The organism is Nocardia jinanensis, from assembly GCF_014645735.1.
Classification (GTDB): domain Bacteria; phylum Actinomycetota; class Actinomycetes; order Mycobacteriales; family Mycobacteriaceae; genus Nocardia; species Nocardia jinanensis.
On record NZ_BMMH01000021.1, the window covers coordinates 56,396 to 71,307 of the forward strand.

The window sequence follows — 14,912 nt, forward strand, 5'->3', positions numbered from 1 at the left end:
GGTTATACCGGGTCGCAGCCGGGTAAGGCCGTCCCCTGGTCCGTGTCGTAGCGATGACCGTGCCCCGGCGGCGCGCCGAGGGAGCCGAGCAGGTCCGCGGTGGTCTGCAGGAAACTGACCACGGGCAGCCAGGGCGGCGTGGGCGCGTCACGGTGGGTGGCGGTGAGATCCGGCGGCCGCCACAGCAGGTCGAGTGACCAGTGCACGACCGGGTCGGAGGTATTGGCCAATACCGTAGTCCGGGCGCCCGGTTCGGGACCCCCGCCACCCGGCATCCCGGCCCAGAGCGCCGAGCACACCCGCCGGTTCTGCTCGGCGGCACCGGCGAACACCGCGCTACCGCCGAGCGCGCCCAGGCTCTGGCCGTACAGGTGCAGTCGCGGTGGGTCTTCCATGGTGGCGATGCGCTGTTCGACAGCGGTGAACAAGGCGCGCGCCGAGGCCGTGGCCGCGTCGCGGCCGAACAGGAAGGTGACCCAGCTCGGCGCGTAGGAGTACTGGAGCGCGACCACCGCGACATCGCCGTTGAACCGCGCGCCGAATCCGCGCAACGCCCGCGCGTCGACCCAGCCCGATCCGGTGGGCACCGCGACCACCAGATGTGCGCGGTCGAAACCCCCCGCACGCTCCAACTCCCGTACGGCGAGGGCGGCGCGCGAGGCGAGGTCGGGTGCCGAGCGGAGTCCGACATAGACCTGCACCCCGCTGGGCGGCCCGCCGGTGACGAACCGCTGTCCCTCACGTCCCAGCGTCGACCAGCTCACCATCGATTCGGCACTGCCCGACCGGCTCACCGTGACCGGCCGGACCAGGCCCGGATCGGCGGCGGCGTTCGCGGCGGCGTAGGTGCGGTCGCCCCAGCTCACCGCCGCGGGTACCGCGAACAGGGCCAGCGGCAGACCCGCGACCACGGCCATCACCAGAGTGCGGGACCAGCCGATCCGCCGTAGCAGGCGGCCGCATCCCCGCACGGCCGTCACGATCACGGTGGTCAGGAGGGTCGCGCCGAACGCCCACGACAGCCAATACCCCGGTCCGGTGGGGGCGACGTCCATGGCGATCCGCAGCGTGTGCTGCCAGAGCTCGGCGTACACCACCGCGCCGAGAACACCGGCGGCAGCGGCCGCGTACACCACGCGCCGGGTTCGCTCGGTCCGCGCGGGAATGTGGCCGGTGATATGCCGGACGACGAAGCGGGCGAACTGTACGAGGCATAGGGCCAGGGCCACCATCAGGGCTGTGAGCACGGACTGCGCGGCGGCGGTCCGGGGTAGCAGCCCGGGTGCCAGCGAGACCGCGGTTCCCGCGGCGACGGCGAGTGTGGTCGCGACCGGCGGCCGGTATCGCGGTAGCAGGGCGCGGAGCGAGCCGGTGAGCCGGATACGCAACCGGTGGCGCGCTGGAACCGGGCCGGGCCGGGTGCTCGTGACGATCTCAGACATAGGAACCCCCGGCGACGGTGCGGACGAGTGGACGGCGGGCCCGGACCGGCAGGAGCAGCGGTGCGGTCACCGGGCGGCGCAGCAGCACGAGCACGACGACCGCCAGCAGGAGCAGGCCGCAGATTCGCGGAAACCAGGCGGTGACGGTCCCGGCCAGTGGGAAGTCCTCCACCACCGGCACGCCGTAGTCCTGGCGCATCGAGTTGAGGTCGACAGCCACCGCGGCCACCGTCGCCATCGCGTCGCAGCGGCCGCGGGACAGCAGTTCGGGCCGCCGGGCGCACGCTGTGTGCATCCGCTCGGCGAGCGCGTGGTCCAGCACCTGCCGGGCCCAGGGGCCGAGCGGGGCGCCGGTGCGATCGGCGTATCGCAGCAGGTCGTAGCCGAGGTCGTGGGCCTTGCAGGCGCTGTCGAACTCCGCCGGAAGCGGTACCGGAGAGGAACACGAACCGTGCGGTGCGATAAGCATCCCGTCCACCCGGGCGGGGGTGTACCCGGCGACGGCGCCGAAATCGGCCGGGACCTCGGCGATCGCTCCCGGCGCGGTGAGCGCCCGGACCGCCGCGGCGGCGGGGGCCGGCCGTGGAGCGGGACCTGCGGCGTCGGCGGCGGGTGCCGACAACAGCGATACCGCCGCCGCGAGCCCGGCGGCGGTGATCACCGCACGCCGCGCGGCCTGCATTGACGGCCGGGCCCGGTGGCGCACGGCATTGTTCGAGACAGCCATGACCGAGGACGTTATGAACCCGCGACGGTCGCAGCCGTCCCGCTCAGGAGGGGTTTCGGCCCCGCCCCCCGAACCTACGGCGGTACGGCCCTAACCCTGGTGTACCGGCCTTGATTCACCCCACGGTATGAGGTGTTCCGGGACCGGAGTTCCTAGGGTCGGCAGTATGAACGACATGAGCATCGCGAAGCCGGCGAACCGGAGGCGGGGCGTCTGGGGCCTGATCGTCTGGCTGGGGCTGCGCTGGTGGCTCGACGCTGTCTCGGTCCTGACCGCGGTGACACTGTTCTCGGTGGCGTGGCCCACCCTGCATCTCACCCACCAGGTGCCCTGGCCGATCGCACCGCTGATCGCCGCGTTCGCGGCGCTGCCGGTCCTGCTGATGCGGGCGAACGCGCTGCTGGGCTGGGCGGTATCGGCCGCCTCGGCGCTGTTCATCGCGCTCGCGGTCCCGAATCTGCCCGACCAGGCGATCCCGTTCCAGGTGGTGCATATCGTCGCGCTGTACTTCCTGATGTTCGCGGTGGCACTGCGATCGCCGCCGCAACTCGTCGCGGTGGTGTGGGGCGCGACCTCGCTGCTGCTGGGTGCGGCGCTGTCGGCCGAGGGGATCGACGCCGATCCGTGGGCCTGGCCGGTATCGCTGGGCGGGTTGGTCTTCGTCGCGCTGCTGTTGCGGTCGCTGATCCGTTCCCGGTCCGAACTCAACCGGCAGACCGAGGTCAGCGATCTGGAACGGGCGCGCCGCACCATCCTCGAGGAGAAGGCGCGTATCGCGCGCGACCTGCACGATGTGGTCGCCCACCATATGTCGCTGGTCGTCGTCCAGGCACAGACCGCCCCCTACCGGGTGGAGGGCGTGAACGATGCGGCGCGCGCGGAATTCGAATCGATCGGGGCCACCGCGCGGGAGGCGCTCAACGAGATTCGCGGCCTGCTCGGGGTGCTGCGCAGCGACGGCCAGTTGGCCGAGCACGCGCCGCAGCCGACCGCCACCGATCTGGAGGCGCTGTTCGTCGGCGCGGCTCGCGCCGGGGTCGACCTCACCTGGTCGGTCGACGGGACCCTGGCGGCGATCCCGGACACCGTCGGTTCCGCGCTGTACCGGATCGTGCAGGAATCACTGGCCAATACCGGGCGGCACGCTCCGGGCGCACCGGTGCGCGTGACGATCGTCTGTGCCGCGGATGTCGAACTCACCGTGGTCAACGGCGCGGGTACCGGCACGGCGACCGGCGGTACGGGCGGGCACGGTATCCCGGGAATGCAGGCCCGCGCGCTCGCGGTCGGCGGCCGGCTCGACGCCGCTCCTGCCCTCGACGGTGGTTTCCGGGTGCACGCACGGTTGCCCCTCGCGCTCGCGACGGAGTTCACACTGCCCGCCGCCGCGGGTTCGGGAGCCTTCTGACCTCGACGTTTCCTTCGGCGTCGTCGCCGTCGGAATTCGACGCCGCCGCTGTTTCCGGCGGTGAACCCCGCGGCCCGGCGCTCGGCGCACCGAAGCTTCGATCGGGAATTAAGCTGGGCCCGTGGCAATAACCGTGTTGATCGCCGACGATCAGGCAATGGTGCGGCAAGGATTCGGAGCATTGCTCGCCGCCCAACCCGATATCAGTGTCGTCGGTGACGCGCCCAATGGAAAAGTGGCGGTCGCCGAATCGGCGCGGTTGCGACCCGATGTGGTGCTGATGGATGTCCGTATGCCGGAGATGAACGGGTTGGACGCCGCGCGCTCGATCCTCGGCGCCGGGTTCGATCCGCCGGTGCGCGTGCTCATGCTCACCACCTTCGATATCGACGACTATGTGTACGAGGCGCTCGGGATCGGCGCCAGCGGGTTCCTGCTCAAGGACGCCCCAGCAGAGGAACTGGTGCGCGCGGTGCGCGTGGTCGCCGCGGGCGAGGCGCTGCTCGCCCCGACCGTCACCCGGCGGCTCATCGCGGAAGTGACCACCCGGCGTGCCGCGCGTCGCGCGCCGGCTCCGGCGCTGGCGCAGCTGACTCCGCGTGAGCGCGAGATACTGGAACTCGTCGCCCGCGGTATGTCGAATACCGAAATCGCCACGGCGTTGTTCATAGCCGAACAGACGGTGAAAACACATGTGTCCAAGGTCTTCACCAAATTGGATCTGCGCGACCGCGCGCAGGCTGTCGTATTGGCCTACGAATCCGGGTTGGTCACCCCCGGCTGAACGGCTGCCGGGTATTCCATGAAGTGCCCTGATTCCCGTTGTCACGGGGGGAGTGGCGCACTGTGCCCGGTAGGCTCACGAGTCTGTCGGTCGCCTGAAGGGGGTCGTGTTGCTCAACAACGGTGACGTGTTCGCCGGGTTCACCGTCGAGCGGTTGCTCGGCGAAGGCGGAATGGGCGCCGTATATCTGGCCCGGCATCCCCGGCTCGGAAAACAGACCGCGTTGAAGCTGCTCAAACCGGAATTGTTCGCCGACGCCGCGATCCGCACCCGATTCGAAAGGGAAGCCGATCTCGCCGCCGCGCTCGACCATCCCAGCATCGTCACGGTCTACGACCGCGGGGTCGAGGGCGACCACCTGTGGATGTGCATGCAGTACATCGATGGCGCCGACGCCGGTACGGTCAATCCGCTGGCCCTGGCCCCGGATAAAGCGGTGCAGATCACTGCCGGTGTGGCCGACGCGCTCGATTACGCGCACGGTATGGGAGTTCTGCACCGCGATGTGAAACCGTCCAATATTCTGCTCGCCCGCGCCAATCCCGGTCAGGGCGAACGCGTTTTCCTCACCGATTTCGGGCTGGCCCGATTGCGCGCGGAAACGGTCCGGCTGACGCAAACCGGTATGTTCACCGCCACCCTCGCGTTCGCCTCGCCCGAGCAGATGACCGGCGGCGAGATGGACGGGCGGTCGGATCAGTATTCGCTGGCCTGTGCGCTGTACTGGCTGCTCACCGGTATGGCGCCGTTCGATTCACCCAATCCGGCCGATATCATCCACGGCAATCTGCAGCTGGCGCCGCCACCGCTGGCGGTGAAACGACGCGGCCTACCGCCGGGACTGGATCCGGTGCTGGCGAAGGCGATGGCGAAGAATCCGGCGCACCGGTACCGCACCTGTGTCGAGTTCGCGACAGCTGCCGAACAGGCGCTCACCGCACCGGCTCCCACCCAGACCTATGCGCCGCCGGTCGAGGCGAGCGGTCCGGGCACGGTGTATCCCGCTGCGGCGACCGGGTATCCGGCCGCGCCGGGTCCCCCGCCGCCGCCCGCGGGCGCGCCGCCGGGCACCACCGGCGGCTACACCGACACCGGATATCCGGGCGCGCCGGGCCGGTCCGCACCGGCGATGCCGCCGGGGAGCCCGGCCGGAGGGCCCGGATCGGGCGTGGAACGGACCGGTGCGAGCGTCGCGCAGGTCGGGGCGACGATCCGCCCGGGGGATGTCGAGCACACCGGAGCGCAGTCGGTCGTGGCGCCTCCGGGGGCGATGGCGCGGCCCGGCCCGGGAGTGGAACACATCGGTACTTCCGGGGCGGCGCAGGGCGCGGGGGTCGAGCACACCGGGGGAATGCCCGTCCAGGCGGTCCCGCGACATCCGGTGCCCGGGCAGTATCAGGGTTATCACCCCGCTCCGGGCGCGCAGTTACGGCGGCGCAGCCGGGCGCCGTGGATCGCCGTGGCGATCCTGGTCCCGCTCATTGCGCTGGCCGTGATCGTGGCCGCTGTTCTGGTGGTCGTGGGCAACGACGATTCCGGTTCCGACAGCGCACCCGCCGCGACGCAACCCTCGACATTGGAGCGCGGTCCGGCCGGTACCACCGGCCCGGGCGAATCCGGTATCGACCAGCAGCCGGGCGGGGAACCCGGCGACCGGACCCGGCGGCTGTTCCCCACTCTGCTGCCCCAAGGGTCGGAGCTGGACGGTTTCGGATATCAGGACGCGATGTGCAGCCAGTACGAGCCCGGTGACCAGATCCCGATCCTGGAAGTGGTGCCGGTGTTCGACGAGATACTGGAAACCCGCCCGTGGGAATCGATCTGGGATTGCCGGCAGCGATCGCTGGAGGCCACCCGGCTCGACTACACGATCATCACCTACCCCGATGTCGAGGACACCATGGAGGTGATCGAGAGCCTGCCTCCGCACGATTCGGTATCCGGTGCCAAGAGCGGCGAACCGTACACCGCGCATCTGTGGGAGGAGCCCGGGGACCGCGGCCGGTCCACCGCGAACATGGTGGTGGGCTTCGGTTCCCGCACCGATTCGCCCCGCAGCAATTCGCTTTTGTTCGTCCGCTACTGGGGCACCAAGGCTCGCAACGATATCGACCGGTGGTGGTCGGACGCCCCGCTGTGAGAGCGGCGGGTGGCGGCGTCAGGCGTCGACCGAGCGCCGCGCCGCAATGCGTTCGTCGGACCCGATCCGGCCGTCACCGAGGGTGACGACCCGGTCGCAGTAGTCGACCGCGCCCCGGTCGTGGGTCACCATCACCACCGAATTGCCGGATTCCGCGACCCCGGCGAGGAGTTCGAGGATGGACGCCCCGGTTTTCGAATCCAGGTTGCCGGTGGGTTCGTCGGCCAGGACGAGCGGCGGATCCATGATCAGCGCCCGCGCCACCGCGACCCGCTGCATCTGCCCGCCGGACAGTTCGGCCGGCCGGTGCTCCGCGCGCGCCGCCAGCCCGACCCGTTCGAGCAGCTCCAGCGCGCGCGGCCGGGCCTTCCGAAGTCCGGTGCCGTCCAGCAGTTTCGGAACGGCCACGTTCTCCCACGCCGATAGGGTGGGTAGCAGATTGAAGAACTGGAATACGAACCCGACCCGGTGGCGGCGGAACTCCGACTGCCGCTCCTCGTCCAGATCACCGATCTCGGCGCCCCGGAACCGGATCGACCCGGAATCGGGGCGGTCCAGAGCGCCCAGCATATGCAGCAGGGTGCTCTTACCCGACCCGGACGGACCGATCACCGAGGTGAACTCACCGGCCTCCAGACTCAGATCGATACCGTCGAGTGCCCGCACCGGTTGTTCACCGACCCGGTACTCCTTCACCACATCGGTCAGTTCCAGCATGGCCGGCTGCGTCATCGCCACCCCCGTCTTCCACCGGATGTACGTTCGGTCCACGCGCCTCAGGACACCGGCACGGGCGACGCCGTGCGCGCGTCGAGCACCGCGTACAGCACGGGCTGTTCGGCCGCCAGCTCGAGCCGGGCCTCCTCGGTGGTCCAGCAGCGGCCCGGGTCGAGCTCCAGCTTGGCGTCCAGATGAATGTTCCACCGATAGCGCAGCGCCGCAAGTACTCCCCGCGGTCCGCCGAACAGACGGTCGAGGTGGGGGATATCGTCGAAGAGGTCCGGGCGCGCCGGATCGTCGGCGGCGCGGTCGAGGACGGTGTGCAGGATCGCGGTGCGCAGATGCTGATCTTCCCAAGACATGATCCGAGCCCTTTCCGGTCGGGGCCTGGTATTCGCCGCCCTGGTGGTGCGGCGACCTCGGGTTCAACGCTACGAATACGGGACCGGTAAATCGTCGTGCCGTGGACGTGAATCGCAGTCCTACCGTGGTCGGAGCCGGGAACCGGCCGTAGCAGGATGCCGACCGGCCCCGGTGGTGTCTACCCTGGACAGGTGACTGAGAGCCACCTCACACTGGGTGCCCCCGAGGGGAACCGTAGGCCGCCGGTGCCCGGCGGCGCGTGGGAGCGCGGCGACGGATCCGATCCGGGCACCCCGGAGCAGGGTGGCGGGTGCACGCCGGGTCGGCCGGCATCGGGTGCGGGGCGGTGGGCGCGAATACGGCATCGGGCGGGTGCTCGGGCGGCCGAACTGCTCCCCGGCGCCCCGTACCCGCTGCGTGAACTGCCCTTCGACTACCCGCCCAAGGTCGTCCTGTTCACCGATCTGGCGTTTCTCGTCATAGGGGTGGTCGCCTGCCTGCAGCGGCACGAATACTTCCCGACCGCGTTACCGCTGATCGCCCTGGTGCTGCTCTTCGCCTCCGTGCCGACCTACGTCCTGTTCGGGATCGTGCCGCGGCCGCTGCCGCTGGTCGCCGCCACGATGATCGCGGCGGGGCTGTTCTTCGTGCAGCCGGTGGACTCCGATTTCGCGCCGTTCGTGCTGATGGTCGTGATCGCCGAGATCGCGGCGATCGCACCGAAACGAGTGAGTATCACGCTGGCCGTGCTGGCCGCGGCCGAACTGCTGGCCTTCGCGCTCCTCGGCCAGACCCTGTGGGGCGACCATTCCCTGCGTACCGGGCTCCCGATGTATGCCCTCGGTATCGTGCTCGGCTGGTTGGTCGGTGTGATGCTGCAGTATCAGCGGTTGTTCCTGTACCAGGAACGGGAGAATCAGGCCGCGCAGGCCGCGCAGGCCGCGGCCGCCGAACGCAACCGGATCGCGCGTGAAGTCCACGATGTGATCGCCCATTCCCTCACTGTGACGCTGCTGCACGTCACCGCGGCCCGGCACGCGCTGACCTCCGATCGTGATGTGGACGAGGCGGCGGACGCGCTGGTCGACGCCGAACGGCTCGGCCGTCAGGCCATGGCCGATATCCGGCGCACGGTCGGTCTGCTGGATTCGGGGCCGTCGGCGGCCGGGGTGGAACCGGGGGCCGACGATATCCCCGCCCTCGTCGACGACTTCGTCAACGCAGGTCTCCCGGTGAGCCGTCGTTTCAGCGGTGATCTGGGCGTCGTCTCGGCGGCGATCGGGCTGGCGCTCTATCGCATCTGCCAGGAATCTCTGGCGAATATCGTCAAGCACGCCCCTGGCGCGGAGGTGGAGTTGAGTGTGGCCGTCGCGGGAGGCTCGGCGCTCGTACGCGTACGCAACACCATCCCGCGCGGTCTGCCCGCGCAACTCGGCCGCGGGACCGGGGTCGCGGGGATGCGGCATCGTGCCGACGGGCTGGGCGGCAGTATCCGGGTCGGGCCGGAGGCCGGCGGGTGGGTCGTGCGGGCCGAGTTCCCCCTCGGCGATCGACACGCCGGCGCCACCGGACGGGACCGGCTGCGCTGTCCGATCTCGGAGATCATCGCCGACCACGATGCGCGCCCGCATCCGGAACCCGGCCGTGGTGATGCGATACCTCCGCCTTCGCTGCGGCCTCCGCGGAACGAATGAACCTGCTCCGAAGGATGAACATTGAGGCGATACCTCCGCCTTCGCTGCGGCCTCCGCGGACCGTATGGACCTGCTCTCAAGGAGGAACGTTGATGCGGTACGTCCGCCTTCGCTGCGGCCTCCGCGGACCGTATGGACCTGCTCTCAAGGAGGAACGTTGATGCGGTACGTCCGCCTTCGCTGCGGCCTCCGCGGACGGAATGGACCTGCTCTCAAGGAGGAACGTTGATGCGGTACGTCCGCCTTCGCTGCGGCCTCCGCGGACCGTATGGACCTGCTCAAGGAGGAACGTTGATGCGGTACGTCCGCCTTCGCTGCGGCCTCCGCGGACCATATGAACCTGCTCCGAAGGAGGAACGTTGACCAGGGCGGCTGATATCGATCCGGAGGCGGTCGAGGTACTGATCGCCGACGATCAGGAACTCGTGCGCGGGGGTCTGCGGCGCATTCTGCGGCGCCGCGACGGCTTCCGGATCAGCGAATGCGCCGACGGCGACGAGGTGCTCCCGGCGGTCGCCGCGCACAGCCCCGATATCGTGCTGATGGATCTGCGGATGAAACGGGTCGGCGGTATCGAAGCCACCCGCATGCTGCGGGCCCGCGCCCCTGAACCGCCTGTACTGGTTCTCACCACTTTCGACGACGACCAGCTGCTGTCCGGCGCGCTGCGTGCGGGCGCGGCCGGTTTCCTGCTCAAGGATTCCCCCGCCGAGGATCTGATCCGCGCCGTCCGCACTGTCGCCGCGGGTGGCGCCTGGCTCGATCCCGCCGTCACCGGCCGCGTGCTGTCCACCTACCGCAGTGCGGCGGCCGCCGCGGCCTCGCCCACCGCGGCTGTCGAACTGACTTCCCGGGAACGCGAGGTCCTGGTGCTGATCGGCCGCGGCCGGGCCAACAGTGAGATAGCCCACGCGCTCGGAATCTCCGAGGTGACCGTGAAATCCCATGTGGGTCATATCTTCGGGAAACTGGGAGTGCGCGACCGCGCGGCGGCCATCGTCTACGCGTTTGACCACGGTGTGGTCTCCCCTGGACAATCCAGGGTTTGACGGGCAGCCCGAGCGCGATCCGCGCCCAGGTGAGACGGTGCCCGCGACGTGGAGAGGATGGACGGGTGCAGGCGCCTGGCTCCGAAGTCGGTAGGTGGTTCGGTCCCTACGAGCTGCGCTCACTGCTGGGTAAAGGTGGGATGGGCGAGGTCTACGAGGCCTACGACACCGTCAAAGACCGGGTGGTCGCGCTCAAACTGCTCGCCGACGCGCTCGGCGACGACCCCGAGTACCAGATCCGGTTCCGCCGGGAATCGCAGGCCGCCGCCCGGCTGGCCGAACCGCACATCATCCCGATCCACGACTGGGGTGTTATCGAGGGCCGGCTGTTCATCGATATGCGGCTGGTCCAGGGCACCGATCTGCGGGCGATCCTGCAGGAGGGCGGGCCGCTGAGCCCACAGCGCGCGGTCGCGGTGGTCGAGCAGATCGCCGCCGCGCTGGACGCCGCGCACGAGAACGGGCTCGTGCACCGCGATGTGAAACCGGCGAACATCCTGGTCACTCCCGCCGATTTCGCCTATCTCGCCGATTTCGGTATCGCCCGGCACGAGAGCGATACCGGAGTGACGCAGGCGGGGGTGGCGGTCGGCTCCTATACCTATATGGCCCCGGAGCGGTTCGAGACCGGTCCGGTGACTCCGCGCGCCGATATCTATTCGCTGGCCTGTGTACTGCACGAATGTCTTACCGGAGCGTCCCCGTTCCCGGCAGCCAGTGTGGGCGTGCTGATCCGGTCGCATCTGACCGAACCGCCACCGCGGGCAAGTGTGCAGCGAACCGGATTACCGGCCGCGCTCGATGATGTGATCGCATGGGGTATGGCCAAGGATCCGCACGAGCGTTTCGCTACTGCAGGTGAACTAGCTGTAGCCGCCCGCACCGCGCTGAATTCCCCAGCGCGCCCACCGTATCCCGCCGGCCCCGAGCCGCGGTCCGGCGAACCTGCCGCAACCCCCGGTGCCTCCGGTCCTTCCGGGCCGCCGACCGGAGGGATTCCCACACTGGTCGTCCGGATGCCGCGCGACGAGGGCGACGGCCCGGACGCCACCACCATGCTGCCCGCGATCATTCCCGGCGACCCCACCTCGGTCCGGCCCAACGAATTCGAGTTCACTCCGCTCTCGGACGACGATCCCGCGGCCCCCGAGACGGCGGCCACCGGTATTCGTCCATTCCCGGATGCGCACCTCTACCAGAACGAGCAGCTGCATCCCGCCGCCGATCCGTCACAGTACGAGGATCCGGCGCCCGCGACCGGAGGGATGCCGGTCGCGGATTTCTACCCCCACGATCAGGCGACCCGCGTCTACGGTGAGTCCGGGTATCCGCTTCCTGGGGCCGACGAGGCGACCCGGGCCTACGGTGAATCCGGGTATGCGCTTCCTGGGGCCGAGGAGGCGACCCGGGCCTACGGTGAATCCGAATATGCGCTTCCCGGGGCCGAGGAGGCGACTCGGGTCTACGGTGAGTCCGGGTATCCGCTTCCCGAGCCCGAGGAGGTGACTCGGGTCTTCCAGCCGGTGGACCAGGAGCCCCCGGCTGTCGCCTATTCCGCGGACGAGGCGACCCGTGCCTATCACCCGGCCGGGCAGTATCCGCCGTACGAGCCCGCCGATCGTTACGATGCCCCCGCACCGATGACGCCACCCGGCCCCGCCGACCATTACGGCTACCGGGCCGAAGAGCCGGGCCCGCCCCCGGCCGACCCGTACGCGGCCGCCTACGAGGCAGGTTATCGCGACAGCTACGCCGCGACCGCACGGGAACGCGACGCCGTCCGCAGCGGCGAACGCTCCAAGGCCGTACCGATATTGATCGGGGTCGGGGTGTTCGCCCTGGTGGTCGTCATCGCTGTCGTCGGTATCCAGTTCCTCGGCGGCTCCGGCGGCCGGGAATCCACCAGCGCTGCCGCCCCCACCGGCGCCGCCACCACTTCAGCAGCGGAGCAGACCTCCTCGGCCGACAGCAGTACCGGACCCTCCGCCACCACTTCGTCGCGCACCACCACTTCCGCGTCGCCGACCACCACCACACGGCCCGAGTTGCCCGCGGGCGCGCAACTCTGCACCGGGTCGACGGCCGGCCGCTCCGAATACGGTTCGGCGGCAACCGGTACCGCGGTGACCAGTTGTGAATTCGCCGAAGCGGTCCGGCAGGCCTACCTCGACTCCTCCGTGGTCTCGGCCGAAGGCGACCCGGTATCGGTCGAGGCCACGAGTCCGGTGACCGGCCAGTCCTACACTCTGGAGTGCGTCGCCGACGACGGTCTGGTCACCTGCCAGGGCGGGAACAACGCGATCATCTACCTCTACTGACCTGCTGACCAGCCCGGAATCGGCCACCGGTCGGATATTTCGCGGGCTCATCCGGGCTGGGCCGGGAACGCCGATGGAGTACGGTTTTCCGACCGGGTAGGAATCATCGGGACTGTGGGAGATCACGAAACCATGCGGAGAGAAGTGTCGGCCGATAAGAAACGGGAATTCTCGCCGGTTCGTCGTGTGCTCGCGATCACCGCCTGCCTGCTCATGGCGGCGCTCGTCCCGGCCTGCGGCTCCGAACCCGAGAAACGTCCGCTGACCACCTCGATCACCCAGGCGGCGGCCGAGGCTCCGGGCGGCAAGGTCTCGATCACCATTCCCGGCACGCTGGCCGCCGATTTCACGGTGCTGGAGCAGTCGGCGAAAGGGGACCTGGGGCTGGCGATCATGCCGGTCGGTGGCCGGCAGCTCGTCGGCCTGGGCGAATGGACCACCGGTCCCGCCTGGTCGACGATGAAGGTTCCGCTGGTGGTGGCCGCCGAACGGAAGAACCCCGGCGGCCAGACCTACGCCACCTCGGCGGCGATCACCGCTTCGGACAACTCCGCCGCCGACAGCCTCTGGTCCTCGCTGGGTACCCCGCGGGAGGCCGCCCAGTCGGTCCAGGCGGTGCTGCGTGAAGGCGGTGACAGCGTCACCGTCGTCCAGGAGAAGCCGAAGCGTTCGGAGTATTCGTCGTTCGGCCAGTCCGATTGGTCGCTGGCCGACCAGGTGCGGTTCGCCTCCAAACTGCCCTGCATCCCGGGGTCGGACAAGGTCGTGAAACTGATGGGTACGGTGAGCGCGAGCCAGCAGTGGGGCCTGGGATCGGTATTCGATACGGCCGAGTTCAAGGGCGGGTGGGGCCCGGACACCGACGGCGCCTACCTGGTGCGGCAGTTCGGCCTGGTGCCCGCCAGCGGCGGTTCGGTCGCGATAGCGCTTGCCGCGCAACCGGATTCGGGAACCTTCTCCGACGGGATGAATCTGCTCGACGATATGGCGGGCCTGATCTCACAGCATCTCGGCGAGTTCACCGGCGGTTCCTGCCCCGCCCGGTAGCGGCGCCCCGCACCCGGCTCGTGGGCGTTACCGGACATTCACGGGCCCGACGCGGCAAAGGTGTCCCACAGCGGGCAAGATGGGCGCCATGCGCATCGGAATCCTGACCGGAGGTGGGGACTGCCCGGGACTGAACGCGGTGATCCGTGCTGTCGTTCGCACCGCGAACGGCCGCTACGGGGACGCGATCGTGGGCTTCGAGGACGGCTGGCGCGGGTTACTCGAAGACCGCAAGGTCCGGATCCAGAACGACGATCGCACCGACCGGTTGCTCACCAAGGGCGGCACCATGCTCGGTACGGCGCGCACCAACCCTGAAGTGCTGCGCGCGGGTCTCGGGCAGATCCGCCGGACCCTCGACGACAACGGCATCGAAGCGCTCATCCCGATCGGTGGTGAGGGCACGCTGACCGCCGCCAGCTGGCTGTCGGAGGAAGGCGTTCCCGTTGTGGGCGTCCCGAAGACGATCGACAACGATATCGACTGCACCGATGTGACCTTCGGTCACGACACCGCTCTGTCCATCGCCACCGAGGCCATCGACCGCCTGCACACCACCGCGGAATCGCATCAGCGGGTGATGCTCGTCGAGGTCATGGGTCGGCACGCCGGCTGGATCGCCATACACGCCGGGATGGCGGCGGGGGCGCATCTGACCCTGGTCCCCGAGCAGCCCTTCGAGGTCACCGATGTCTGTGCCCTGATCAAGAGCCGTTTCCAGCGCGGCGACAAACATTTCATCTGCGTGGTCGCCGAAGGATCGCATCCCGCCCCTGATTCCGGGTTCACTCTGCGCGAGGGTGGAATCGACGAATTCGGGCACGAACGGTTCACCGGGGTCGCCCAGCAGCTGGGCGTGGAGATCGAGCGCCGCATCGGCAAAGAGGTCCGCACCACGGTGCTCGGGCATGTGCAGCGCGGCGGGAGCCCTTCCCCGTACGACCGGGTGCTGGCCACCAGGTTCGGCCTGCACGCCGCCGAAGCGGTACACGCCGGGCACTTCGGCCAGATGGTGGCGTTGCGCGGTACCGAAATCGGGCTGGTTCCGTTGCACGAGGCGACGAAGCAGCTGAAACGAGTCCCGGCCGACCGTTATGACGAGGCCCGGGCCTTCTTCGGCTGACCGCCGCGGTGGGCCCACCGGGCCCGCGTTCCCGCGAAATCGACCGTTGCCACGGTGCTTCGCCCCGGTCCGGAGACGGCCCGGGGATACAGTCGGA

Annotated in this window: 12 protein-coding genes; 8 read left to right on the forward strand and 4 right to left on the reverse strand. The window is 69.5% G+C overall.

The window, feature by feature from the left end:
* Positions 1-2 precede the first annotated feature (2 nt).
* Together IEY68_RS30070 and IEY68_RS30075 are read right to left on the reverse strand one after the other, a co-directional pair.
* Positions 3-1,442 carry an alpha/beta-hydrolase family protein gene (locus IEY68_RS30070; protein ID WP_082681362.1) on the reverse strand — a complete coding sequence of 480 codons (1,440 nt, stop codon included), beginning with the start codon at positions 1,440-1,442 and terminating at the stop codon, positions 3-5.
* Positions 1,435-2,169, reverse strand: a complete 735-nt coding sequence (locus tag IEY68_RS30075; RefSeq protein ID WP_189094557.1) for a hypothetical protein — start codon at positions 2,167-2,169, stop codon at positions 1,435-1,437. The genes IEY68_RS30070 and IEY68_RS30075 overlap by 8 nt, the downstream gene beginning before the upstream one ends.
* A 175-nt stretch (positions 2,170-2,344) precedes the next feature.
* Between IEY68_RS30075 and IEY68_RS30080 the strand changes: the two genes are divergently transcribed.
* From IEY68_RS30080 to IEY68_RS36520, 3 genes are all read left to right on the forward strand, one after another.
* Positions 2,345-3,577 carry a sensor histidine kinase gene (locus tag IEY68_RS30080; RefSeq protein WP_189094558.1) on the forward strand — a complete coding sequence of 411 codons (1,233 nt, stop codon included), beginning with the start codon at positions 2,345-2,347 and terminating at the stop codon, positions 3,575-3,577.
* A gap of 121 nt (positions 3,578-3,698) precedes the next feature.
* A complete protein-coding gene (locus IEY68_RS30085; RefSeq protein ID WP_058852917.1) occupies positions 3,699-4,361 on the forward strand; it encodes a response regulator in 663 nt (220 codons plus the stop codon).
* Positions 4,362-4,467: 106 nt separating this feature from the next.
* Complete coding sequence (locus IEY68_RS36520) at positions 4,468-6,501, forward strand: serine/threonine-protein kinase (protein ID WP_063000396.1); 2,034 nt, start codon at positions 4,468-4,470, stop codon at positions 6,499-6,501.
* 18 nt (positions 6,502-6,519) lie between these two features.
* Here IEY68_RS36520 and IEY68_RS30095 read toward each other — a convergent pair whose 3' ends face one another.
* Complete coding sequence (locus tag IEY68_RS30095; RefSeq protein WP_082681062.1) at positions 6,520-7,233, reverse strand: ABC transporter ATP-binding protein; 714 nt, start codon at positions 7,231-7,233, stop codon at positions 6,520-6,522.
* 44 nt (positions 7,234-7,277) lie between these two features.
* Positions 7,278-7,583, reverse strand: coding sequence for a hypothetical protein (locus IEY68_RS30100; RefSeq protein ID WP_058852920.1), 306 nt, complete (start codon positions 7,581-7,583; stop codon positions 7,278-7,280).
* Positions 7,584-7,775: 192 nt separating this feature from the next.
* On the opposite strand from IEY68_RS30100, the gene IEY68_RS30105 reads away from it, so the two are divergent.
* The 5 genes from IEY68_RS30105 (at position 7,776) to IEY68_RS30125 (ending at position 14,815) form a co-directional block, all read left to right on the forward strand.
* Entirely contained in the window at positions 7,776-9,278 is a 1,503-nt protein-coding gene (locus IEY68_RS30105; RefSeq protein WP_229719126.1) for a sensor histidine kinase, read from the forward strand.
* Positions 9,279-9,637: 359 nt separating this feature from the next.
* Complete coding sequence (locus IEY68_RS30110; protein WP_058856796.1) at positions 9,638-10,327, forward strand: response regulator transcription factor; 690 nt, start codon at positions 9,638-9,640, stop codon at positions 10,325-10,327.
* Between the two features lie 65 nt (positions 10,328-10,392).
* Entirely contained in the window at positions 10,393-12,645 is a 2,253-nt protein-coding gene (locus IEY68_RS37210; protein ID WP_373293031.1) for a serine/threonine-protein kinase, read from the forward strand.
* A 114-nt stretch (positions 12,646-12,759) separates the two neighbouring features.
* On the forward strand, positions 12,760-13,692 hold the full coding sequence (locus IEY68_RS30120) for a serine hydrolase (protein WP_229719127.1): 933 nt from the start codon (positions 12,760-12,762) through the stop codon (positions 13,690-13,692).
* 88 nt (positions 13,693-13,780) lie between these two features.
* Positions 13,781-14,815, forward strand: a complete 1,035-nt coding sequence (locus IEY68_RS30125; protein WP_058856809.1) for an ATP-dependent 6-phosphofructokinase — start codon at positions 13,781-13,783, stop codon at positions 14,813-14,815.
* Positions 14,816-14,912 lie beyond the last annotated feature (97 nt).